Consider the following 23,967-nt stretch of genomic DNA (forward strand, 5'->3'; position numbering starts at 1 on the left):
AAAAAAACATCTTTATACAAATGGGCTAACGCCAAAGACAGCCCTGCCAGAAAACCGAAAAGCATCGTTGACGAGCGCCAGAATGCAAGGCCTGCCAACCCTTCAAGCGACTTTGCGCTGAGGACTGACGGTGCGTAAATTCATTGCCACGCCGCGCCAACGACTGGTCTGGGCGCTCACCACATTTCTCTTCGTCATTTTCCTGGCACTTTGGTCCATCTGGCCGGGCTATGCCGGCCACCAGCACGCCCATTCACCTGGAGACCTCATGAAACAGTTCCTTGCGCTGCCCATGCTCGCTGCGTTCACCATGTTTGCGCTATTGACGGCATGCGCCGTGAAACCTGCGCAGAAAGAAGACGATCCCCCAATAAGCACGGCCCACGTTCCCTTCCGGGCACAAGTGGTGGGCCTGCAGTGGCTCAATCCCCTGCAGCGGCTCGACTATCCGACCGAGTGGCAGCTGCTATGGACGTTGGGGCTGGCCAAACCCAACAAGAATGACGATATGGTCAGGACGGATCCCAGGGGCTTCAGCACCTTGCAGGCCGTCGCCCCCATTGCCCATGATATCAATGGCAGGGAAACGTTCAAGGGTTACCACCATAAGTATTTACAAGAACTGATGAGCAATTTCCACGATATTTATTTTTCCAGCCCCACTTACTTCTACCACGTCTATCCCAAGGATCAAAAACAGAACTGGCGCGAACTGGCAGGCATCCGCGTCGAGTATGCCCTGCCTGAAGGTAAATTCGATCCGGCAGAAGTTCATCAGACAATAAAAGATGAAATTATCAGCAACTTCGACATCGGCAACCCCCACTTCCCCACCCTCTGGACCCGCGCCACGCCACCCGACGTGCGCATCACCCTGGGTGGTAACAATGCGGGCTTCGTCTCCCTGCAAGCCGCGCTGGCCTACCTGGAAGCGCATCCGCAGCAAACCGTGTGGGTCATGAACTGGGATGCGCCGAGCCGGCCAAAAACCATGCAGATCAATGAAAACCTGGTGCTGCTGGTGCTGGCCGGCCCCGACTACAAGACGGAGCGGGCGGCGCTGGCGTGGATAGGCTATCCGGCCACGAAAAACGTGGCGGACTTTGAACTGGCCAAGGACCAGCCGCCGCGCGCCGTGCAGGCGTGGCAGGCCGTATTTGCCGAAGCGGCGCGCCAGGGTGGCAAGACGGAAGAAGACATCGGCTACGTCATCCACGACGCCAACAGGACGTTGCCCAGCTCCTCCGACCGGCTGGGACAGCTGGCGCAGGCGCTGACCCTGGAAGTGCCGGACTTCGACTTCCTGCCGCAGACCTTCAACACGCCGGCGCTGCTGGGCGAAATGGGTGCCGGCACGGCGCTGACCAACGTGGCCCTGGGCATCGCCCATGCGAACCACGTCGGCAAGCCGGTGCTGGTGGCGGGCACCAGCGATCCTGCCAGCGTCATGGGCGTGCTGGTGTCGCCGCCGGCCACAGTGCGGCCCATCAGTCACGACAAACCGTGGTTCCGCGCGCGCGGCGAACACCATGCGTATTTGCCGTGGTGGGGCATCCGCCACGATGCGGCGGACGCTATGCAGGGTTATTCAGATTGAAGTCTGAAGGCACCGCTCCTCACATGGCGTCAAACGCAACAACATAATGCAAATGATGCGTCTTCCGCCATGCCAGATCCCTCAGTACCATGTGGTGACCCTATTCGAGGATCAGCCACGCCATGCAACCACCGACAAAACCCGTACCGCCCGACCAGCAAGCCACCGAGACCGGTAGCATCACCACACCCGTGCGCGGCGCGCTTGCCAGCCTGTCCCTGGCGATGCTGCTGCCGGCGCTGGGCACCAGCATCGCCAACGTGGGCTTGCCCGACATGGCCAGGGCCCTGCAGGCACCGTTCCAGGATGTGCAATGGATCGTGCTGGCGTATCTGCTGGCCATCACCGCCCTGATCGTCAGCGTGGGGCGGCTCGGCGACATGCTCGGCCGGCGCCGCCTGCTGCTGGCCGGTATCGCGCTGTTTGCCATTGCCTCCATCCTGTGCGCCCTGGCGCCCACCTTGTGGCTGCTGGTTGCCCCGCGCGCCCTGCAGGGCCTGGGCGCTTCCGTCATGATGGCGCTGACCATGGCCTTTGTCGGCAGCACCGTGCCCAAGACCAGGACGGGCAGCGCCATGGGCCTGCTCGGCACCATGTCGGCGGTGGGCACCACGCTCGGCCCCGCGCTGGGCGGCCTGCTGATCGCGCACTTCGGCTGGCAAGCCATTTTCCTCGTCAATGTGCCGCTGGCCGGCATGGCGCTGCTGTTGGCCTGGCGCTACCTGCCGGCGGACCAGCGCGGCGCACACGCCAAACGCCCCGTGTTCGACCACCGCGGCACCGTGCTGCTGGCGCTGACCCTGGGCGCGTATGCGCTGGCCATGACCCTGGGCCGCGGCCATTTCGGCGCGCGCAATGGGGCGCTGTTGCTGGCCGCCTGCGTCGGCGCCATCGTGTTCGTCCGGGTCGAACTGAAGGCGCCGGCGCCGCTGATACGCCTGACCATGCTGCGCGCACCCGTGCTCGGCGCCGGCTTGGCGACCAGCATGCTGGTCTCGACGGTCATGATGTCCACCCTGGTGGTCGGCCCCTTCTACCTGGCGCGCGGCCTCGGCCTGGGCGCCGCCGTCACCGGCATGGTGCTGGCGGCCGGGCCGCTGGTGGCGGCGTTCTGCGGCGTGCCGTCCGGCTGGCTCGTGGACCGCTACGGCGCACAGCGCATGGGCGGCGCGGGCCTGTGCGGCGCGGCCGGCGCCTGCCTGGCGCTGGCCCTGCTGCCAGCCAGCCTGGGTATTCCCGGCTATGTCGCCCCGATCATGCTGCTCACGGCCAGCTACGCGCTGTTCCAGGCCGCCAACAATACCGCCGTGATGGGCGATATCGTTCCCGATCAGCGCGGCGTTATCTCGGGCATGCTCAATCTGTCGCGCAATCTGGGCCTCGTCACGGGCGCCTCCGTGATGGGCGCCGTCTTCGCTGCCGGCGCCGGCGATATCACCGGCGCCCAGCCAGCCGCCATGATCGGCGGCATGCACGCCACCTTTGCCGTGGCCAGCGCGCTGATACTCGCCGCGCTGGCCATTTTCGTGCTCGGCCGCGCCCTGAGCAAGCCTGGAGAACGCGCATGATGCGCGCCGTGCAATCGCGCTCCCGCCTGTCCCACTGGTGCTGCCGGTCCTGGCCTGCCGCTGCCGGCGGCATCAGCCGACGTTGATCCGGGCCGCGCAGGCGTCGACCACGCAGCCGCGCAGCCAGCGGTGGGCCGGGTCGGCATCCATGCGCGGATGCCACATCAGCGACACGGTCAGATCGGGCATGCCTAGCGGCAGCGCAAAACTGAACATGCCGGCGCGCAGATTGCCCGTATGCCGTTCCGGCACGGTGGCGATCAGGTCGGAGCCGGCGGCCAGCGCCAGCGCCGCCGTAAAGCCACCGACGATGCTGGCGATCGTGCGCTGCAGTCCCAGGGCGGCCAGGGCGTCGTCCATCGGTCCCGTATCCTGGTCGCGCCGCGCCACCAGCACGTGCTGGCCGGCCGCATAACGCTCGGCGCTGATCTCGCCTTGCGCCAGCGCATGGCCGCTGCGCACCACGCCCACGAAACGGTCGCTGAACAGCCTGCGCGTGCGCACTTCCGGGCTGGTGAGACTGCCGATCACGCCCGTTTCCAGGTCGATGCTGCCCTCGCGCAGCTGCACGCTTTCCCGGTCGACCTTTTGCACGAAACGCAGACGCACGCCAGGCGCTTGGGCGCCGATATGCGCGAGCAGCGCCGGGCCGAAATTTTCCACAAAGCCGTCGCTCGCACGCAGCGTAAATGTTTGCGCCAGCTGGCGCGGATCCAGCTGCTCCGTCGGGCCCAGTACGGCCAGCACTTCGCCTAACAGGGGCCGCACTCTTGCGCGCAGCTCCAGCGCGCGCGGCGTGGGTACCAGTTCACGGCCGGCGCGCACCAGCAACGGATCGCCGGTCGTCTCGCGCAGGCGCGCCAGGGCGCGGCTCATGGCCGATGGACTCAGACGCAAGCGCCGCGCCGCGCGCGTGACGCTGCCTTCGGCCAGCAGAACATCGAGCGTGATTAACAGGTTCAGATCGGGTAGCGACATGGTTTTTACCTTGGCATGCGTTGCTGGCGCCGAGTTGCTGGCGCCAGCAACGGCGCTTACTCGCCCTGCTCCGGCGCGCGCCCGATCTCGCCGTCGATATTGGCCAGGAACCAGGCCAGCGACGACATCAGCGCCACGTTGCGCTTGAGGTTATCCGGGTCGACCTTGTCCAGGGTGTCGGCCGGAGTGTGGTGGTAATGGAAATAGCTGTGGCTGTCGACCAGCGGCTCGAAGCTGGGCACGCCGCCCGTTTCCAGGCGGTGCAAGTCGCCCGTGCCCAGCGCGTCGCGGCGCGTGAACGCGTGCGCGCCCATCGGCTGCAGGGCGGCCAGCAACGGCGCAAACAGTTTTTCCGCCTTCGGCCCCACGCTGGCCTTGATGCCGAACGGGCGGCCGGCGCCGCTGTCCATCTCGATGGCCGCATATTGTTTGCCGAGCGCCTGCTTGTGGGCCTCGAAATAGGCCTGGCCGCCACGGCCGCCATTTTCCTCGTTCATCCAGGCGATCACGCGGATGGTGCGGCGCGGACGGTAGTCGAGCTTTTTCAGGGTTTCCACCACGCCCATGGCCGCCACCACGCCGGCGCCGTCGTCGTGCGCGCCCGTCGCCAGGTCCCAGGAATCGAGGTGGCCCGAGACCACCACCACTTCGTCGGCCTTGTCCGTACCCGGCCAGTCGGCAATGACGTTGTAGCTGTCCGCCTCGGGCAGGTTTTGCGGCGTCAGGGTCAGGCGCATTTTCATCGGGCCGCGTGCGGCCAGGCGGCCGATCAGCAAGGCATCTTCCACGGTGACGGCGGCGGCGGGAATGCGTTTGTTGTCATCGAGGCCCGTGGCGCCCGCATGCGGGATGCGGAAGTTCGCGCCGCCCACCGAACGTACCAGCGCGGCGGCTGCGCCCAGGTCAGCCGCCGCCTTCGGACCATTGAAACGGAAGCGCGAACCCTGGCCGTAAGTCACACCGGCCAGACCACGCTCGGCCATCTCCTGGTCGAACGGCGTGTCGATCAGCACGATGGCGCCCTTCACTTGCGCCGCGCGCGCCTTGAGTTCCTCAAAGCTTTTGACGATGATGAGGGGCGCCGTCAGGCCGGCGGCCGGCGTGGCGCCCGAACCGCCCAGGGCGGTGAGCACCACGCGCTGCGATACGCCCTGCGGACGGCCCGCATAATCGACGATGTCCGCCGTTTCCACACCGCGCACCCAGTGCGGCACTTTCACGGGCTGCAAGGTGACGGTGGCGCCCAGCTGGCGCATGGTGTCGGCCACCTGCTGCACGGCGGCGGCCGCGCCGGCGGAACCGGACAGGCGCGGGCCGATCAGATCCGTCATGTCGGCCAGACGGGCATACGCCCAGTCGCTGTGCAGCGCCGTGTCGCGCACCTGCGCCAGCGCTTGCGGCGCATTGCCTGGCGCGGCGGCAAAGGCGCCGGCGCTGACGGCGCAGCCGAGGGCAATGGCAATGGCGATGAACAAAGCGGAACGGCGCAGTGGCGCGCCAGTCAGGATGCTATGCATGTAATGTCAATTCCAGTCAACAAGGTCGAAGCGGGTACGCCGTGGCCAGGGGCAAGGCGCGGCTTTCTACGATAGCGTATTTGTTCTGTCATTGCAGCAACTTTTACGGGATCGATTGCCTCTCCCCCCGGAGTCGATTACCATCAAGATCGTGATCGCTACCGGATACCGCCATGCTCAAGGGAACCCTCTGTACCGTCCGGCATTTGCAGGCCGCCGACCTGAATGCCTATATTTCCCTCGTCAACGACCTGCCCTCGCGCGGCGAGTTTTTCTCGATGCAATTCAAGTCGCCCGAGGCCATGCGGCGCGACTTCCTGCAATCGGGCTTTGTCACCGAAGACAGCGAATTGTTCCTCATCGAAGACAAAGCCCAGCACATCATCGGCACGATCACGCACTTCAAGAGCCGCACGCCGGCCTCGCGCGAGATCGGTTACCGCCTGTTCGACCGGCAGCGGGACGGGCGCGGCTATATCAGCGAAGCGACGCGCCTGGTGGTCGATTACCTGTTCAACGCCTATACGTATCATCGGCTGGAGCTGCTGATGGACCCGCTGAACATCGGCTCCGAGCGCATCGCGCAAAAGAACGGCTTTACCGAGGAAGGCTTGATGCGCCAGGCGTTTTTTATCAATGGCGCGATGTGCGATGTCAAAATGTACAGCCTGCTGCGGCCCGAATGGCAGGCGCGCCTGCGCTGACTTGTTACCATCGGGGCAGGAGTGTAAGAAGTTGTATTAGACGTGGAACAAGCTGGTGACAGCAGATATAGTCCAGTCCATGCAGATCATTGTGATCTCGCCGGAATGGAAGGAAATGCCATGTTGAACAAGAAACTCCTGGGTGCGGTAATGGTAGCTGCGGTGGCTGTGTCTTCGGCCGCGGTCGCCGGTGACCGCGACTTCAATACCGTTGCAGGCGCCGTTGTCGGAGCGGCCATTGGCAACAGCACCGGCGGGCGCAATGGCGCGATCGTTGGTGGCGTGCTTGGCGCCGCCGTCGGCAACAGCATCAGCACGAATGACCGCTATTATGACCGTGGCGGCTATCGCGGCGGCTACCGCGAAACCTATTACGCGCCTGCGCCGCAACCGGTGTACTATGCGCCGGCACCGCAGCCCGTGTATTACGCACCGCCACCACGCTATTACGGCCCACCGGCTGTCGTCTACGTGCAACCGGGCCGCGGCTACTACCGCGACCATGACCGCCGCGACTACTATGACCGCGGCCACGGCCACGGTCACGGTCACGGCTGGGGCCATCGCCGCTAAGCAGCACCCTGCACCCGCCCCCTCTACAACCTGCGCCAGCCTGCTGCCGCAGGTTTTTTTGTTAGATAAGCAAGGTATCGCCCCTGCACAATTTCGGCTAAGCTGTATCCTATGATCAACATTGCTGGAAGCATGGACTGCTCAACCGATGCATTTAATCAAAGACGCGCTTGACTTCGGCCCCTGGCTCGATGCCGCCGCCGGCAGCAGCGTGGGCGCCGGCTCCCTGCCACGGCGCGAAAACCAGGACAACTTCCTGCTGATCGATGCCAGCGGCCACGCCGTCTGCCTGTCGCGGCAGGCGCCATTCCACTGCCAGGTGCCAGGCTGGCCGCGCGGCCATGTGCGCGCAGCCGTGCTCGACGGCATGGGCGGCCACGGCCAGGGGCGCGAGGCGGCGGAAGCGGCCGTGCAAGGCTTGCTGGCCATGCCCGCCTGCCTCGACCCGGCCAGCCTGGCAGCCAGGCTCGACGCTCTGCATACGCGCTTGCAGGACGGTTTCGCCAGGAGCGCGCCCGCCCAGGCGCGACCGCCCGGCACCACGCTGACCTTGCTGGAAGTGCCACCCGGCGAAGCGCCGCTGCTGTATCACGTGGGCGATTCGCGCCTGTATGAACTTGCCGATGGCGTGGCCAGCGTCCTCACCGTCGACCACGTGCCGGCCACCGTGTACGCCATGCGCGGCGCGCTCGACGAAACGCACTGGCGCGCCGCCGTGCACGGCGAGCACCATCCGCAAATCTCACAGGCATTTATTTTAGGCAACGCCCTGAGTGACAGCTTGCAGCTCGACAAGCCCCTGCGCGGCCTCGATGCATCCACCTTGCCGCCCTTCCTGGCGCATCTGGGCGACCGCCGCGTGCTGCGCGTGCGCCCCGGCGCCCACTATGTGCTGGCCAGCGACGGCTTCTGGGCCTGTGACGCTCCGCTGGCGCTCACGGCCCGCTGGCCCGCCTTGTGTGCCGGCAAGAGTGCAGCCCAGGCCGTCAGCGCCCTGTTCGACGACTTCCTCTCGCATCCGCCAAAAGGCTTGCATAGCGACAACATTACCATGGTGGCGCTGCGCTTCGAGGCGGCGTTCAGCGCCCCAGGCGGCTAGCTGCCAGATAACCAGCCGTCGCCGAGATGGCCGACAACACGGCGCCCCAGGCCATGTCGATCGCCGTCAGGCCCAGCGGCCAGTCACGCAAGGTGGCATAGTTGCTCAAATCATAGGTGCCATAGGCAAGCAGTCCAAGCAGCGCGCCCAGTGCCGCCGCCGTGCGACCGCGCCGCGCGCGCAAGCCCGGCAAAATGGCAAAGACCAGCAGCCCCGCCACGTACAGCAGATAAAACAGCACGGCCGGCGCCCAGCGCGGGGACTCCGCCAGCAGCGGCCCCAGCGCCGCCGCGTACACAGGCTTCATCAGCACCGCCAGCCACAGGGCGTCGATGGCCAGGAAGACGCACAAGGTGGCGCCATAGGCAATGGCAAGCTGGAGCGGGCGTTGGGCGGGCATGGTCATCTCTCGATTCAAGCGTTAGGGGAACGGCCAGCATAATGCAAAACGCCCCAGGCTCGCATCGCGGGCGTCAAAATGCCCGCCCGGCGCGCCCGCGCATTAACGGGACGCGACCCCATGCAATATCAAAATAACATATCCAGAAAGACATAATATGTGTTTTTGAGCAATAGTTTCCATGACATATATGTCGGGGTGTGAGCAGGGACATGAATTTGGGCAAAAAGTGCGCATTCCGGGGCCGCGAAAGTTGCCAAGCAGGCGCAAAAGCGCGTAAGCTCTCATGTAGAACAGAGGGCGAAATGTCCCCGCTCGATTCGAGTCAGAATGTCATGAAAAAATGCAGCAACCCGGAGCACCCGCACTGTACGTTCTGGGTCTTGCCTGGGGATACAGTCTGTGCGGGCAACCACCCGCAAGCGACGACTGCTCCCAGCAGCTACGACCTGTTGACCGCACTGCGCAGCGCCCGTTCCGAGCCATCGGCAACGGCGCTTTCGCACGCCCCTGCGCATGATTCTGATACCCGTGATGCTGTGATTCGCGATGCGGCCATTCAAACGGTAAGCCGTTCCTCACCGGCTGCGGCCGCCCCGGCATTCACGCCAGCGCCCGTTGCGCCTGCAACGGTGCCGCCCGCCTACCAGCCGGTGCAAGCCCACCTGCACATCAGCGGCTTCGATCCGCGTGCGGCAGGCGGACGACAAACCCTGAAGATGGAATTGCGCGGCATGAGCGCTGCCTGCGCACCGCAGCTGACCTTGCGCCTGCGCTCGGAGCTGATCCCGCGCGGTGCCGTGCAACATGATTTTGTGCGCACCACGCGCGGCGACTGGCGCCCCGTGTTTGTCGAGTTCTCCTCGCGCAACAAGGAACACGGGCAATACCAGATCGAAGTGGAAGTGCGCAGCCATGTCGATGGCGCCGTGGCGCAGAAATGGGTGTGCACCTTCGTCATCCTGGTGCCGCGCCGCGACGCCACGCTGACGGAAATCCACCAGATCTTCCTCAGCACGCACAAGAATGTGCGCGTGATGGCGGACGACGCCTCGATCGCCCGCGTGACGGGCGGCGACGGCTGCAACCTCGACGTGACGGCGCGCAATGCCGGCATCGCCCACGTGGATTTATCTGCGCCGCAAGGCAAGATCGACATGGGTTTTACCACCATCGCCTGGGATGAGGAGTTGATCGAAGTCGACCTGCCCGCCGCCAGCCACTGCCATCCGCACCCGAGCCAGGCCGCCTGCCTCGTCAATGCGGCGCCGGAAGCGGGCGAACAGCGCCAGATCCGCCTGTTCGCGCTGGAAGAATGCATGCTGGGCCGCTTCGAGCTGGTGGACCCGGAAGCCGATGTGCTGCTCAGCCATTTCAGTCCCGATGGCCAGGACAACAATGGCCTGACGCGCCGCCTGTCGGGCCGCCACGCCATCATCCGGCGCAGCGGGCAAGGTTTTGAAATCGAGGATGTATCGCGCTATGGCGTGCTGCTCGACGGCGTGTGGCCCGGCAAGCACAAACCGGTCGCCCTGCGCCTGGGCATGCGCATCGAATTGTCTGCCAGCATCAAAGGCATCGTCGTGCTCAGCGTCACTGCCATCCTGGCGCACGGCGTGATCCTGCACCGCATCGACCACGGCGCCCGCGCCGAATGTTTTTACCTGCTGCTGCCGGACACCCAGCCCACGCCGGCCAGCCATCTGGCCACGCCGCAGGCCAGCTGCCTGCCCGTGCTATTCCACCGCAACGGCGGTTTCTGGCACCTCGATAGCGCCAGCGGCAAGGAAACCGCGCTGGCCCCCGCCACTGCGCTGGATAAACTCAGCGGCTTCGCGCGGCACAACCGCTTCGCCAGCGAACCGTATCCGGAATGCTGGATCATCCGCACCGAAGGCGCGGCGCTGTACGATAGCACCATGCAAACTGCGTAGTAATACTGTTGTAAATCTGCAGTTATCCGCAAGGCACTAGCGGGGTACCAGCACGAGAAAAATCATCGACAAGCCCAGAATAAACACCGCTTCCAGCGTAAACACGATGGCGGGAATCTGCAATTCGCGCGGGATTTTCATGGCGAAACCTCTTCAAAACGTGGGACTACTTTCAGCATAGCGCGCCCTGCGCCAATTACATTATCAGCCGCACAACACACTTGAACACCCGGCATGACTTGCCGAGTCTGCTAGCCAGGCCCTGCCGACACATAATTTAACAAATTATCGTCAGATATTCTGCAAATAGCACCCGTCCACGCCCTTGCATACTGTATATTCATCCAGTTAATATCCCCCTGTATTTCACACAACGCCCGCATGGCGTTTTACATTTCCTATGGCTTCCAACAAAGCGCATCATGCGACCGGTTGGGCTGCCGGCGTGATCGCCGCGGCCCTGGTCGCGCACGCTGGCGCCGGTGGCCCCTACCAAGTGCTGAGCATGCTCGCCTTTGTGATGGGCGCACTGGGCGGCACGGCGCCGGACTGGCTGGAAGTGGCCTGGTGGGCGCGCACGCACCGCCTGTGGATCACGCACCGCACCTGGACGCACTGGGGCCTGGCCTGGATCGCCCTGCTCGTCTACACGTATCTGCAATTGCCGCACCACCTGTGGGCGCCGCCCCTGTTCGGCTTTGCCGCAGGCGGCATCATGCATCTGCTGGCCGACTGGCCCAATCCATTGGGAGTGCCGTGGATTTTCCGCCGCCACTCGCTGCGCTGGTGGAAAAGCGGCCGCCACGACATCATCGTCATCCTCGCCGCCTGGCTGGCCGCCACCGTCGTGGCCGACCACGTGTTTTTCGATGGCATCCACCTGCGCCGCACCGTGCTGGCGTTTGACAGCCTGCTGCACTGGTCCGCTGGCGCACTCCAGACGGCCTGGGCGGATCTGCAACAGTGGCAAGAGCGCTGGCGCCTCGGGGGCTGACGCCAATTGACGCCGGCGGCATGGGAATGTGATAATGAGTATCATTCTCAAACAGCCCAGCCAGCCGGCACCCCGCGTTCCGTCAGCCCAGCTCATCCCTTGCCTGGAGAACGCAGTGAGCACCGTCAGTCCCACCCATGCCATTCCCCTGACCACCCTGTACAGCGAGCACCACGGCTGGCTGTATGGCTGGCTGCGCGGCAAGCTGGGCAACCGCGCCGAGGCGGCCGACCTGGCGCAAGACACGTTTTTACGCCTGCTGGGCAAGCGCGAGGTGACGCCGCTGGCGCCCCTGCGCGAGCCGCGCGGCTACCTGGCAACCATCGCGCGCGGCTTGCTGATCGACCGCTACCGGCGCCAGGCGCTGGAACACGCCTATCTGGAAGCGCTGGCGCAGCAAACGGAGCCGACAACGATCTGCGCCGAAACGCATGCCATCATCATCGAAACCCTGCTCGCAGTCGACCGTCTGCTCGACCGCCTGGGGGCGCGTACGCGGACCATCTTCCTGCTGGCGCAAATCGAAGAGCTCAGCTATGTGGACATCAGCCGGCGCCTCGGTGTCTCCCTGCCCACCGTCAAGAAGCACCTGGTGCGCGCCTACACGGAATGCCTGCTGCTGGCGGCCGGCTGATGTTTGGCGCCACCACCGCCCCTTCCACGCCCATCGCCCGCAAGGTGCTGGCCGCCGCCGCCCGCTGGCATGTGGATCTCCAGTGCGGCAGCGCCGACCCGGCCGCCGTGCAGGCATGGCGCGAAGCCAGCGCCGAGCATGAACGGGCCTGGCAGCTGCTGCAGCGCCTGGACGGCCAGCTTGCCACGCTGCCGGCAGCGCTGGCGATCCCTGCCCTGCAGGCGGCACAGCAGCGCCGGCGCGCCGCCGCCAAAATACTCGCCGCGCTGGTGGCGGCCGGTGGCGGCATCGCGCTGGGCCAGGCGGGCTTGCAATCGGGCCCATGGCAAGCCCTGACGGCGTCCTTGCGCACGGCGCCGGGCCAGCGCCGCCACGTGACCCTGGCCGATGGCGGGCGCATGGAGATGAATACGGATAGCGCCGTGGATATCGACTACAGCGCCGCGCGCCGCCGCATCCGCCTGCACCAGGGCGAAATCATGATCACGACGGCATCCGATGCCCGCCCCTTCCTGGTCGACACCCCGCACGGCGTGATCCGCGCGCTGGGCACGCGCTTCGGCGTGCGCTGCGATACGGACGGCAGCGTCGTCAGCGTCTTCGAACACGCTGTGGAAGTGCGCTGCGCGGCGCGCCCGGACGCCGTGCGGCGCCTGGAAGCGGGCCAGCAGCTGCATTTCTCCGCCACGGGCCTGGCAGCCGTGCTGGCCATGCCCGCGCACCAGGACAGCTGGCTGCGTGGCATGCTGGTGGCCGCCGACTGGCCCCTGCAGCAGCTGGTAGCGGAGCTGGCGCGCTACCGGCGCGGGCGCCTCGTCTGCGACACCAGGGTGGCCCGGCGCCCCGTCACGGGCACCTACCGCCTCGACGATATCGACGCCGTGCTGGAAAGCCTGTGCGCCTCGCACGGGCTGCAAGTGACGTACTTCACGCGCTACTGGGCCACGGTCTCGGCCCGGCCGGCATAATTATTTTCAGTTTTTTTGCGCCAGAGGTTGGTGTTTCGCTGCGCTGCTTCGGCTTCATGGATAAGTAGCCGATTCATCCTCCATTGACCATACCCTGAACAGAAAGACCGAGCATGCAGCTGACCACCCCCGTCCTCCATCCCGCCGCGCGCGCCATCCACCTGGCCATCCTCGCCATGGCGTGCGCCGCCCCCGCCGCCTTCCTCGCCGCGCCCGCGCTGGCGCAAGGCCAGGCCGCTGCCGCGTCGCAAAGCTACGCCATCAGCGCCGGCCCGCTGGCCACCGCCCTCAACGATTTTGCCGTGGCCGCCGGCGTCAGCCTGTCGACCGATCCCGCGCAGACGCGCGGCCTGCGCTCGCCCGGCGTACGCGGCAGCTTCAACGTGACCCAGGGCTTTGCCCAGGTGCTGGCCGGCAGCGGCCTGGAAGCGCTGCAGTTGCCGAACGGCGCCTACGTGCTGCGCCAGGCGGCGCCCTCCTCCGCCTCGGCGGCTGGAGTGGAAAAGACCATGGCGCCCGTGACGGTCAGCGCCAGCATGGAGCGCGATCCCACCAGCGAACACAGCAACTCGTATGCGGCGCGCGCCGTCACCATCGGCAAGGGCGTGCAAACCCTGCGCGAAATTCCGCTATCCGTCAGCGTCGTCACGCGCCAGAAAATGGACGACCAGAACCTCAACACCATCGATGCCGTGCTGGCCAATACCACCGGCATCACCATGTACGACAGCCCCATGGGCGGACGCTATGTGTATTCGCGCGGCTTCATGGTCGAGACGTACCAGTTCGATGGCGTCAACCGCGCCATGTACTACCCGCAGGCAAACAGCTTTACCAGCAATACGGCCATGCTGGACCGCGTGGAAATCGTGCGCGGCGCCACGGGCCTGCTGCAGGGCACGGGATCGCCGGGTGCGGCCATCAACATGGTGCGCAAACGCCCGCTGGCGGAAAAGCAGGTACAGCTGGCGCTCGGCGCGGGCCGCTGGAACGACGTGCGCGGCGAAGTCGACGTCACCTGCCCCTTGAACGACTCGGGCAGCATCCGCGGCCGCGCCGTGGCCTCCATGGAGCAGCGCGATTATTTCTATGACGTGGCCGACAGCCGCACCGACGTGCTGTACGGCGTGCTGGAATTCGACCTGGCGCCAGGCAGCAAGCTGACAACGGGCGCCAGCCATGAAAAACTGAAGTCAACGCCATTTTTCTCGGGCATGCCCCGCTACCGCGATGGCAGCGACCCGAAACTGCCCCGCGAGACCTTCCTCGGCGCCGACTGGAACCGCTGGAACAGCAAGCAAACGGCCGTCTTCGCCGAATTCGAACACCGCTTCGACGCCGACTGGTCGCTGAAAGCCAGCGCCAACTACACGCGCGAGCGGCATGACGTGAAATACATGTTCAGCCAGGGTGCACTCGATCCCGCCACCCTGGCCGGCATGATGATGTACGGCGGCGTGTTCGACTACGGCAGCACCAACAAGGGCATCGACCTGTCGCTCGATGGCAAATTCAACGCCTTCGGCCGCCGCCACGGTTTCAGCGCCGGTGTCAACACGAACCGCCTGGAAAGCGATAGCGATTTCAGCCTGGCCCTGCTGCAGAAGCCGAACAAGCCGCTGCAACCGAACCACGGCGTGGCCGAACCGAGCGACGCCTGGTTCCGTGAAAACAGCTATCGGGGCGATCCCAGTGTGACGAAGATGACGCAGACGGGTGCGTATGGCGTGGCGCGCTTCAGCGTCAGCGATCCGCTCACCGTGGTGGCCGGCGCGCGCGTGTCAAACTACAAATGGAGCAGCGTGTACCGCGACACGGGCGAGGTGTATATCGATCCGTACCGCGAAAACGGCGTCGTCACGCCATATGGCGGTGTGATTTACGCATTCGACCAGCGCTGGTCCGGCTACGCCAGCGTCTCCGACATCTTCCAGCCGCAGAACCAGCGCACGGCCGAAGGCGCCCTGCTCGACCCGCTCAAGGGGCGCAACCTGGAAGTGGGCGTGAAAGGTGAACTATTCGATGGCAAGGTGAATGCCTCGCTGGCGCTGTTCCGCATCGAGCAGCGCAACCGCGCGGAGCTCGACCTGGTCAACACCTGTACCAGCGGCACGGAGTGCTATTTCTCGGCGGGCAAGGTGCGCAGCGAAGGCGTCGACGCGGAAATCAGCGGCGAAGTGGCGCCGGGCTGGCAGCTGTTCGCCGGCTACACCCTGAACAATTTTAAATATCTGGAGCAGACCTCGAATGCCGGCGTGATGTTCGCCAGCACCTACTCGCCGCGTCACATGCTGCGCGCGTGGAGCGACTACCGCCTGCCCGGCGCCTTGCAGAAGTGGAGCGTGGGCGGCGGCGTGAACTTCCAGACGGAAAGCTCGCGCGTGACGCGCGACGTGACCGTGGCGCAAGGCGCGTATGCACTGTGGAGCGCGCGCGCCGCCTGGCAGATCGACCGCAACTGGACGGCGGCACTGTCCGTGACGAACCTGCTCGACAAGCGCTACTACCAGACGGTGGGCGCGCCGGCGTGGGGCAATTTCTATGGCGAGCCGCGCAAGGCCGCATTGACCCTGCGCGCGCGCTTCTAAACCAAGCGCCTAGGTTGCCGGGCGCAGCGGCGCCTTCGGCAACGGGATGAATTCCGTCTCGCCCGGCACTTGTCCCATGCGCTGGGCGCTCCAGTCGTCAGCCGCCTGCGACAAACGCTGCTTGCTCGACGAGACGAAATTCCAGAACAGGAAGCGGTGGCCGTCCAGCGGCTCGCCGCCGATCACCACGAACTGCACCGGGCCGCTGCCTGCCGTCACCACGGGCACGGCGCCCGCATCGAGCAAGGCCATGGTATGCGGCAGCAGCGCCACGCCATCGAGCAGCACGTCTCCGCTGATCGGATACACCGCCGCTTCCGGCGGCAAGTCCTCCAGGCGCAGCTCGCGCCCCGCCTGCAGCGCCACGTCCAGGTACAAGGTCTGCATGTAGGTGCGCACGGGCGAGGTCTGGCCAAACGCCGCGCCGATCAAGACCTTGACGACGGCGCCATCGAGCGCCACGACGGGAATCTCGGCCTGCGGCGTATGCGTGAAACTCGGTTCATCTTCCTCGTGCGCCTTGGGCAGCGCGGCCCACAGCTGCAAGCCGTGCGTACGGTGCGGCTGGCCCGCCAGGTCGTGCGGCGTGCGCTCGGAATGCACGATGCCGCGCCCGGCCGTCATCCAGTTGATGGCACCCGGCTCGATGCGCTGGTACGAGCCGATGCTGTCGCGGTGGTCGATCGCACCTTCGAACAGATAGGTCACGGTGGCCAGGCCGATATGCGGATGGGGACGCACGTCGTGGTTGGCATCGGGCGCCACGTCGATGGGGCCGAAATGGTCAAAGAAAATGAAGGGGCCGACGGCCTGTTTGACGGCGGACGGCAGCAAACGCCGCACGACGAAGCCGCCGCCCAGGTCCTTTTCGTGGCTTTTCAGGATGGCCGCGCTCATGCCAGCACCGTCGTCACTTCGGTGGTCACGGCCGTCATCAGTTTATGCAGCGGGCATTTGCCGGCCGCGGCCAGCAATTCCTGGCGCTGCGCGTCGCTCAAATCACCGCTCAGGTGCAGGGTCGCGGCCAGGCGGTACACGCCCTTGCGCTCTTCGCTGGCATCGCGCTCGGTCGACACTTCCACATGCTCCAGGGGGATGCCCTTATGCTTGGCGTACCAGACCACCGTGAGCGCCTTGCAAGCCGACAGGGCCGCGTCATACAAGTCGTGCGGCGAAGGACCGGCATCGCCGCCGCCTTCAGCCACCGAGGCGTCGGCGGAAATGATGTGATCGCGCACGTGCACGATGTGGCGCATGGGTTGCGACTGATCGCGGATGGCTTTGATGGTCATGGCGTTCCTTGGTGCGTTTGGAAAGCCACAATTTACACCGTTTGTCCGCTTTGCGCAGCCCGCTCCCCGGGCGCCAGGCTATTTGATACGAAACACGGCGTCCACCGTCTGCCCCATCTTCATGACGGTGACCATCAGCATGTCGTCGGGATTTTGCCGCTGGCGGCTGTTCGCGCGCTGGAAACGGTCGGACGGCACCAGGCCCACCGCATTACCCAGGTTTTTCAGCTGGTCCGAGGAGATGCCGGCCACGGCGCCCACGCGCTTGCCGAAGCCGCGCGCCATGGCGTCGGCCTTGCGCTGTGCATCCTTGACGGCTTCGCCCATCAATTCCTCTTCCAGGCGGATGCGTTCGGTGGCGCCGAAGGTGACGGCAAACGCATCGAGGTTGGGCATGGCCAGCAGCGGACGCATGACGGCGGGCCATTTCGACAAATCGGCCACATTGATATGCACGCTCGCCTTGATCAGGTACTGCGGGTTGGCCGGGTCCTGTTCCGCGCCCTTGCGGATTTCCTTGCGCACGTCGCGCACCTCGATGCCGGCAGCCGCCTCGGGCAAGCCCTGCTCCACCAGCAGCGCCTTGACTTCCGTAATACGCGTCTGCACGAGGAGCGTGGCCGCTTCGGGCGAGGGGTCGAAGACGCTGACGTCGAAATCGATCTCGCCCAGGTCGGGCAAGACAAAGCTGAACGCCGTCCCCGTCGCATGGATGAAGGGATAGGAGGGCAAGCCGCTGGCCAGGGCGGAGACGGGCAGGCAGGCGAACACGATGGACAGCAGGCGGCGTTTGAACACGGACACTCCGGCACGGTTAGGATGCATGAAGTATCCGCCAAGGTGACAGATTTAACAATAAATTAATCGAGCGTGCGCGCCACCCTGAAACCGACGATGTCGTTCGACAGCACGGTGGAAAAACCGTTGCGCAGGGCCGAGCGCAGATAGCGCGGGTGATACAGCCAGGAGCCGCCGCGCAGGATGCGCCGGCTGCTGTCGCTGCCCTCTTCCCACGCGCTGCCATCGGTAGGCGCGCCTGCGTAATTGTCGTGCACCACGTCCTGCACCCATTCCCACACATTGCCATGCATGTCGAACAGGCCCCAGGAATTCGGCGCGAAGCTGCCCAGCGGCGTGGTGCCGCCCCGGTACACGCCGCGCGGGCCGCCGTTGTAGACATACAGGCCGTCGTAGTTGGCTTGCTCGGTGCTGATCGTGTCGCCCACGTTGAAGGCCGTGCGCGTGCCGGCGCGGCAGGCGTATTCCCATTCCGCTTCGCTGGGCAGGCGATACTGCCGCCCGGTGCGCTCGCTGAGCCAGGCCAGGTACAGCTGTGCGTCATTCCAGCTCACGCCCACCACCGGGTGCTGCTCGTTCTGCACGAAGCCGGGATTGTCCCAGTCCGTCTCGGAACCGCCCGCCCAGCCGGTCGCCTTGACGAAAGCGCGCCATTCGCCCACGCTGACGGGGTGGCGCGCCAGCGCGAACGGGCGCTCGATGCCGACCCAGTGCTGCGGCGTTTCGCGTTCCAGCCATGCCTGCAGCGAGCCGGCCTGGATGGCAGCCTTGTGCTCCGCCTCGTGCGCGCCCATCTGGAAGCGGCCGCTGGGAATGAGCACCAGTTCCGGACCCTGCCCCGCGCCATCGAGGAAATCGTCGCGTAAGATGCCTTCGGCATTGGCCACCGGTTGCACATGTTGGGGTTCCGATTCCGCTTCGGGCGCCGGCGCGGATGCCGGCGCAGGAACCGACGCGGCGGCGGCGCGGCTGGCCTCGGCGCGACGCGCGCGTTCCTGCTCGGCGCGATAGGCCGCCTCCGCCTTGGCGACGATGGCCTTGCGCTGCAATTCCTGATGCTCCTGCAAGGCCGTGGCGGCATCGGCTTCGCGGCGCGCGCGCAACTGGCCGCGCAGCGCTTCCTTGCGCAGCTTGCGCGCCTCTTCCGCTTCGAAATGGCGCTGCGCCTCCTGTTCGCGGCGCAGTTTGTCCTGCCGCTGCTTTTCCAGTGCGGCGGCATGGATTTCGGCCTTGCGCCGCTGGTCCAGTTCTTCCTGGCGTATCCGGGCCCGCTTGATCTCTTCTTCGCGCGCCTGTTCGGCGGCCAGCGCCGCCTGCTTTTGCTGCTGCGCCGTGCGCGCCTGCTGCTGGCGCGCCTGTTCCGCCAGTTCTTCGGGCGACGGCCCGGCAGCACGCTCCATATTTTCCAGCAGGGCTTGCACCGATAGGGGCCGCAATTCCGCCGTCAGCGAAAAACCGTTCTGCAGCACTTGCCACTGTGCCGCATTGAGCGCCTGCGGTGGCGAGGGCAGATGGCTGGCGCTGCGCGCATCGTCGAAAGGCATGCGCCCTTCGAGCATCTGGTAAATCATCACCGCCACCGCATACACGTCCAGGCGCGGGCTGGGCTGGCGCTGGTTGGCGCCGGCCTCGGGCGCCCGGTAGCCGTGCGTGCCCGCGTTCGGCATGTCCAGCGCCAGGCTGCTGTCCGCATTGCGCACGCGCGTAGCGATGCCGTAATCGAGCAATTTGATATCGCCTTTCGCCGTCAGGAAGACATTGCCCGGCTTGATGTCGCGGTGCACCAGCTTGTGCTTTTCCCATGCATACGACAGGGCCTCGGCCACCGGCTGCAGCAATTGCTGCACCCTGGAGAGCGGCAGCGCGCCCTGGCGTCCCAGGTAGTGCTCGAGGTCTTCGCCATCGAGGCATTCCATGATGATGAAATAGCTGGCCGTGGCAGGATCCTGCGCCCACTCGTAGACGCGCACGATGTTTTCATGCGCCAGTTTTCTCGCCTGGGTCGCTTCCTCGATCAGCAGCTTGGCGTGCGTGGCGCTTTGCGTCAGCTGCGGCGGCAAGATCTTCAGCGCCACCATTTCGCTGCTGCCCAGCTCCGCGTGCGTGGCCAGGTCGGTGGCTTGCCACACCTGCCCCATGCCGCCCGTGCCGATCAGCCGTTCGAGCCGGTAGCGGCGGTTTTGCGGGCCGATTTCCTGGCCCGTCATGAAGCCCAGCTCCGTGCCCTGGCGCACCGGCAGCGGCACGGCCACAGGTGCAGCGCCGGGCGGCGCGTACTCGGCGTCGAGGATGGCGTTTTTGCGGCGTTCAAATTCCTGCTCGCTGAGCAGCCCGTCGTCATGGAGGGCGCGCAGTTCCCGCAGTTTGTCTCGTGCTTTTTGCATCATCTGGGGTGAAACGCTTCCATCAAGGCTGCACGGCGACGCCACAGGCGGCGCAGAATTTATCTTCCGGATGGCCCGCGCGCTGCGCATGGCCGTTCTTGCAGCGGGCCGGCGCGGCAGAGGCAGCGCCTGGCTGCAGCGCCTGCGCCACGGCCACGCCCAGCTGCGCCTGCGCCGACAAGCCGTGCGCGTGCGCCGCGTTCTGCAAGTTGATCAGGTCGAGCTGCTGGCGCCGTTCGCGTTCAGCCTGGCCTTCCAGGTAGCTGCGCTCCTGCGCCACGCTGTCCTGCGCCATGCGCATGGCGTCCAGCGGCGCGACGCTGTTTTCGGCCGCCGCCAGCGCCGCCAGCGCGTGAATCTGCTCGGCGCTCATGCCCGCCTGCAGCTGCGTTTTCAGCACTTGCGCCAGCGCGGCCGCGTTCTGCCCGGCGGCCATGGCCAGCTTGCCCGTGTCGCTCAAGCTGCCGATTTTCTCGATGCGGTCGATGTCGATGCGCGCCAGTTCGGCCGCATGCGCCTGCTGCGCCAGCAGGGCTTCGTATTCGCCCTTCCAGCGCGCGTAATCGCTTTCGCGCTGCTGCGCCATGGCCAGCAAGTCGCGCTGCCATTGCGCTTCCTGTTCCAGCTGGCGCAGCTGCTGGCGCTGTTCCTCGATGGCCAGCGCGTCGAGCTGCGCCAGCTGCGTTTGCTGCTGCAGCTGGCGCGCGTGCACGCCGTCGGCCTCGATGGTGCGCAACAGCTTTTCCTGCTGCGCGATGGCGTCTTCGCGCGCGCCGCCGCGCCGCAGCGCCGCGACTTTTTCCGCGATCTCCGCCGCCTGCACCTGCGCCGCTTCATCCTTGTGCGCCTCGGCGCGCAGCAATTCGCGCTGGCGCGCCAGCTGCATCTGATCTTCCCACTCCTGCACCCGCTCCGCTTCGCGCTTGCGCGCCGCATTCGCCAGCATCAGGCCCTGCCAGGCGGCCTGGTGCTGCTCCGCCTCCAGCTGCGCCTCGCGCTGGGCCGCATCCGCCTCCGCCTGGCGCAGGCGCGCCAGCTGGGTGCGGCGGCCCGTCTCGTCGTCGATCAGCAGCGCGCTTTCCACTTGCTGCGCGATCGACTGCAAGTGCACCTGGTGGGTAAAGCGCTGCTGCGCCATCTGGATCTGCTCGCGCCCATGCAGTTGCGACAGTTCCAGCTCGCTGCGCATCTTGATGGCGGCCAGCGCGCGCACGTGCTCCCAGTTGGCCGTTTCATCGGCGCGCTGTGCGCCCTTCTGCGCCAGTTCCTGTTCCAGCTCGCCCAGCGCCAGCGCGGCGCCGTGGTCGAGCGCCTGGCGCCGCGATTTCGCTTCCAGGATGCGGCCATACAGGTCGATCTGGCGCCCGCGCAGCGCCTGCAGGCGCTCCGCTTCCTGGTGGCCCAGCTCCGCTTTTTCCAGCGTCGCATCCTGCCGCAGTTCGGCGCGCCGGTGCGCATGGCGCGCCGCCAGTTCTTCGCGGCGGATGCGCTGCCACTCTTCCTCGTCATACAGCTGGTCGAGCTGCTTCATGCGTTCCAGGCTGTGCTGTTCCAGTTCCTGCGCCGGCAAGCCGCCCAGCCACAGGGTGCCGATGGCGGCGTCGGCGTTGCCGTCGCGCTTGTCATGGCGTAGCGCCAGCGTCTCCACGCGCGCCACGGCCAGGCCGGATGGCGCCAGGCGCTGCGTCAGCGCCGATTGCAGGCGTTCGTTCAATTCGGGCCGCAGATCCGCATTCGCGTCCATCTCGCGCAGCGCGCGGCTGCCGATGAATTCCAGCGCAATCTGGCGCACGGACGGCAGCAGCAAGGCGTGCAGGTGGGCGCGTGTGACGGCACCCGGCGCGCGCATGAACTGGCGCGCGAACGCATCGGGCTGGCCCAGCGCGATATCGATACGCAAGGACGCGGCGACGTTGAGCAGTTCCGTGCTGGCCAGGCCGGGCAGGTCGAATTCGAGATGCACGGCGTCGGCGCGCGCGATCAGCACTTCGGCCGGACGGGCCGGCAGCAGCGCGGGCAGGCGCGCAAAGAAGGCGGCGCTGTCATAGTCGCCAGCCGGTATCAAGGTGAAAGCGTCCGATTGCACGATCCAGGCGCGTGACTCGGCCGGCACCTGCAGGCGGCGCGCCGCGCTGCCGAACAGCGAGGACAGCTCGCGCACGCCGAAGAACAGGGCCAGTTGCCCATCAGCAAGATGCCATTGGTTGGCATGCAGCACCGCGTCGCTGTCGGGGGCGCCCAGCGACAGGCCGCATTGCGCGCAATAGCCGGCGGCAGCGCCGTTCTTGTGCTCGCAGCGCGGGCAGCGGGCGCCGCCAAAACCAAACAATTGGAACATATGTGACTCCTGATGAGAATGATTGTGTGCGCAAGTGTGCGCAACACCGCTGCCATGCCGATTCTAGCAGGACAGCTGGCGCGGCACCTGCCGCGCGCCGCGCGTGCACAACACAGCTCACAACAGGCGCACAACACTGTGCAGTGTTAAATAATGCCATGCGGCAAGTGCATTCATATGCACGGATACAGGGCGAATTAGGCCTCAATTCAAGCGGTCGCCCGCCAGCCCCGTGCACAGGCATTTCAGCGCCGTTTTTTTGCAGGCCATCCCGCCAAAACCACGGCTGGTCGCATCTGCATGGCGCGCTGGGGCGCGCTTGGCTACAGTGCATGCATACCCACCCGCCACCCGAAAGGAACCATCATGAAAACCTTGAAAAACATGGAAGCCATCTTCACCGTCGCCGTCGCCATCGCTTGCGGCGCCAGCTACGTCAGCTTCATGCAGCCATCGGCAACCAGGACCGCCGCTGTGGCGCAAGCGAGCACCATCCCCGTCGTGGTGGTCAGCGCCAAGCGCCTGACGGAACAGGAAAAGAAAATCTCGCTGATCGAGGAACGCCAAGCCTTGCTGGGCAACGCCACCGCCAGCACCCTGTGAGCCATCCATGCTGACCGTATGCCGCCTGGCGCAGCGTAAATAGCCACGCGCCAGGCCGCCATTTGTATCGGCCACGGATACACGGACACACAGCATTGTGTCAATTGTAATAAGTTGAATCAAAGGCGAAAAAACGCCAGCAAGCGCCTATAGTCCATTTCACGCAATCACCGAAATGGAGCACACCATGAAACCCATCGCACTCTACGCAGCAGCCATGCTTGCCATCAGCACCGCAGCCTTTTTGCCGGCGCAGGCGATGGCACAGAATCAACTCGGCGTGAGCATTGTCGTCGGCAACGCCCCGCCTCCACCACGCTTTGAAAGCGCCCCCGCGCCGCGCGCCGGCTATGTCTGGGCACCGGGCTACTGGAACTGGGATGGCCAGCGCCATGTCTGGACCGGCGGCGAATGGCTGCGCGAACGCGGCGGCAACCAGTACCGCCGCGCCGCCTGGATACAAGAGAACAACCGCTGGCGCCTGGATCGTGGCGGCTGGGTCGCCGCGCAAGTTCAGCCCGTACGCTATGACGACATCCGCATCGCCCCGCCGCCACCGCGCCGCGAAGCCATCCCGCGCGCTCGCCACGGCTACACCTGGGCGCCCGGCCACTGGGAATGGCGCAGCCAGCGCTACGCCTGGACGCCCGGCGTGTGGATCGCCGAACGCCCCGGCTATGCATATGCGCCACCCGCCTGGAACCAGCGCGATGGCCGCTGGCAGATGGAGCAAGGCCGCTGGTCGCCACGCGGACCGAACGGCGACCGCGACCGCGACGGTATCCCCAACCGCCATGACCGCGACAATGGCAACCGCCACGACCGCGACGGCGATGGCGTACCGAACCGCGACGACCGGCGTCCGGACAATCCGAACCGCAGCTAACACGCGGTTGTAGTCCCCGCCAAGGCCACCCATCGCGGTGGCCTTGTCATTTTCCCGACACATCCGTGTATTAAAATCGCGCGACGATCAATCACACTGCGCGAGAAAGATT

General features: G+C 65.8%; 20 protein-coding genes. 12 read left to right on the forward strand and 8 right to left on the reverse strand.

The annotated features are described in order from the left end of the window. Positions 1–268 precede the first annotated feature (268 nt). Both FJQ89_RS08610 and FJQ89_RS08615 read left to right on the forward strand, forming a co-directional pair. Positions 269–1,597, forward strand: coding sequence for a hypothetical protein (locus FJQ89_RS08610; RefSeq protein WP_243136480.1), 1,329 nt, complete (start codon positions 269–271; stop codon positions 1,595–1,597). Positions 1,598–1,719: 122 nt separating this feature from the next. Further along, positions 1,720–3,165 carry an MFS transporter gene (locus FJQ89_RS08615; protein ID WP_141169882.1) on the forward strand — a complete coding sequence of 482 codons (1,446 nt, stop codon included), beginning with the start codon at positions 1,720–1,722 and terminating at the stop codon, positions 3,163–3,165. A 72-nt stretch (positions 3,166–3,237) separates the two neighbouring features. On the opposite strand, the gene FJQ89_RS08620 is transcribed toward FJQ89_RS08615, so the two are convergent. Both FJQ89_RS08620 and FJQ89_RS08625 read right to left on the reverse strand, forming a co-directional pair. Continuing rightward, positions 3,238–4,143 carry a LysR family transcriptional regulator gene (locus FJQ89_RS08620; RefSeq protein ID WP_141169883.1) on the reverse strand — a complete coding sequence of 302 codons (906 nt, stop codon included), beginning with the start codon at positions 4,141–4,143 and terminating at the stop codon, positions 3,238–3,240. 56 nt (positions 4,144–4,199) lie between these two features. Continuing rightward, positions 4,200–5,660: a M20/M25/M40 family metallo-hydrolase gene (locus tag FJQ89_RS08625; RefSeq protein WP_141169884.1), complete on the reverse strand. Its 1,461-nt coding sequence runs from the start codon at positions 5,658–5,660 to the stop codon at positions 4,200–4,202. Positions 5,661–5,833: 173 nt separating this feature from the next. On the opposite strand from FJQ89_RS08625, the gene FJQ89_RS08630 reads away from it, so the two are divergent. From FJQ89_RS08630 to FJQ89_RS08640, 3 genes are all read left to right on the forward strand, one after another. Further along, positions 5,834–6,364 carry a GNAT family N-acetyltransferase gene (locus FJQ89_RS08630; protein ID WP_141169885.1) on the forward strand — a complete coding sequence of 177 codons (531 nt, stop codon included), beginning with the start codon at positions 5,834–5,836 and terminating at the stop codon, positions 6,362–6,364. 120 nt (positions 6,365–6,484) lie between these two features. Then, positions 6,485–6,937 carry a glycine zipper 2TM domain-containing protein gene (locus FJQ89_RS08635; protein WP_141169886.1) on the forward strand — a complete coding sequence of 151 codons (453 nt, stop codon included), beginning with the start codon at positions 6,485–6,487 and terminating at the stop codon, positions 6,935–6,937. A gap of 148 nt (positions 6,938–7,085) precedes the next feature. Beyond that, positions 7,086–8,036: a PP2C family protein-serine/threonine phosphatase gene (locus FJQ89_RS08640; protein WP_141169887.1), complete on the forward strand. Its 951-nt coding sequence runs from the start codon at positions 7,086–7,088 to the stop codon at positions 8,034–8,036. Here FJQ89_RS08640 and FJQ89_RS08645 read toward each other — a convergent pair. Beyond that, positions 8,017–8,436 (reverse strand): DUF2177 family protein, encoded by a 420-nt coding sequence (locus tag FJQ89_RS08645; RefSeq protein WP_141169888.1) that lies wholly within the window; start codon positions 8,434–8,436, stop codon positions 8,017–8,019. The two genes, FJQ89_RS08640 and FJQ89_RS08645, sit on opposite strands and share 20 nt — an antisense overlap. Positions 8,437–8,771: 335 nt before the next feature. Here FJQ89_RS08645 and FJQ89_RS08650 point away from each other — a divergent pair, with 335 nt between their 5' ends. The 5 genes from FJQ89_RS08650 (at position 8,772) to FJQ89_RS08670 (ending at position 15,554) form a co-directional block, all read left to right on the forward strand. After that, the gene (locus FJQ89_RS08650) at positions 8,772–10,370 is read left to right on the forward strand and encodes an FHA domain-containing protein (RefSeq protein WP_243136481.1); all 1,599 of its coding nucleotides are present in this window, start codon (positions 8,772–8,774) and stop codon (positions 10,368–10,370) included. Positions 10,371–10,770: 400 nt separating this feature from the next. Continuing rightward, the gene (locus FJQ89_RS08655; RefSeq protein WP_141169889.1) at positions 10,771–11,364 is read left to right on the forward strand and encodes a metal-dependent hydrolase; all 594 of its coding nucleotides are present in this window, start codon (positions 10,771–10,773) and stop codon (positions 11,362–11,364) included. 115 nt (positions 11,365–11,479) lie between these two features. Then, a complete protein-coding gene (locus FJQ89_RS08660) occupies positions 11,480–11,998 on the forward strand; it encodes a sigma-70 family RNA polymerase sigma factor (protein ID WP_243136482.1) in 519 nt (172 codons plus the stop codon). Further along, positions 11,998–12,966, forward strand: a complete 969-nt coding sequence (locus tag FJQ89_RS08665; RefSeq protein WP_168208410.1) for a FecR domain-containing protein — start codon at positions 11,998–12,000, stop codon at positions 12,964–12,966. The genes FJQ89_RS08660 and FJQ89_RS08665 overlap by 1 nt, the downstream gene beginning before the upstream one ends. A 113-nt stretch (positions 12,967–13,079) precedes the next feature. After that, entirely contained in the window at positions 13,080–15,554 is a 2,475-nt protein-coding gene (locus FJQ89_RS08670) for a TonB-dependent siderophore receptor (RefSeq protein ID WP_141169892.1), read from the forward strand. A 9-nt stretch (positions 15,555–15,563) separates the two neighbouring features. On the opposite strand, the gene FJQ89_RS08675 is transcribed toward FJQ89_RS08670, so the two are convergent. The 5 genes from FJQ89_RS08675 to FJQ89_RS08695 all read right to left on the reverse strand — a co-directional run bounded on the left by FJQ89_RS08675 (position 15,564) and on the right by FJQ89_RS08695 (position 22,366). Then, entirely contained in the window at positions 15,564–16,451 is an 888-nt protein-coding gene (locus FJQ89_RS08675; RefSeq protein ID WP_141169893.1) for a pirin family protein, read from the reverse strand. Beyond that, positions 16,448–16,846 carry an OsmC family protein gene (locus FJQ89_RS08680; protein ID WP_116744894.1) on the reverse strand — a complete coding sequence of 133 codons (399 nt, stop codon included), beginning with the start codon at positions 16,844–16,846 and terminating at the stop codon, positions 16,448–16,450. Before FJQ89_RS08680 ends, FJQ89_RS08675 begins: the two co-directional genes overlap by 4 nt. 78 nt (positions 16,847–16,924) lie before the next feature. Next, positions 16,925–17,671 carry an SIMPL domain-containing protein gene (locus FJQ89_RS08685; RefSeq protein WP_141169894.1) on the reverse strand — a complete coding sequence of 249 codons (747 nt, stop codon included), beginning with the start codon at positions 17,669–17,671 and terminating at the stop codon, positions 16,925–16,927. Between the two features lie 35 nt (positions 17,672–17,706). After that, positions 17,707–20,031, reverse strand: a complete 2,325-nt coding sequence (locus tag FJQ89_RS08690) for an SUMF1/EgtB/PvdO family nonheme iron enzyme (protein ID WP_168208411.1) — start codon at positions 20,029–20,031, stop codon at positions 17,707–17,709. Between the two features lie 19 nt (positions 20,032–20,050). Then, entirely contained in the window at positions 20,051–22,366 is a 2,316-nt protein-coding gene (locus FJQ89_RS08695; RefSeq protein ID WP_141169896.1) for a coiled-coil domain-containing protein, read from the reverse strand. A gap of 366 nt (positions 22,367–22,732) precedes the next feature. Between FJQ89_RS08695 and FJQ89_RS08700 the strand changes: the two genes are divergently transcribed. Next, positions 22,733–22,969 carry a hypothetical protein gene (locus FJQ89_RS08700; protein WP_141169897.1) on the forward strand — a complete coding sequence of 79 codons (237 nt, stop codon included), beginning with the start codon at positions 22,733–22,735 and terminating at the stop codon, positions 22,967–22,969. A gap of 187 nt (positions 22,970–23,156) precedes the next feature. After that, positions 23,157–23,855, forward strand: coding sequence for a YXWGXW repeat-containing protein (locus FJQ89_RS28650; protein ID WP_341474482.1), 699 nt, complete (start codon positions 23,157–23,159; stop codon positions 23,853–23,855). Positions 23,856–23,967: the final 112 nt, after the last annotated feature.

This window comes from Janthinobacterium tructae (assembly GCF_006517255.1).
In the GTDB taxonomy this organism is placed as follows: domain Bacteria; phylum Pseudomonadota; class Gammaproteobacteria; order Burkholderiales; family Burkholderiaceae_D; genus Janthinobacterium; species Janthinobacterium tructae.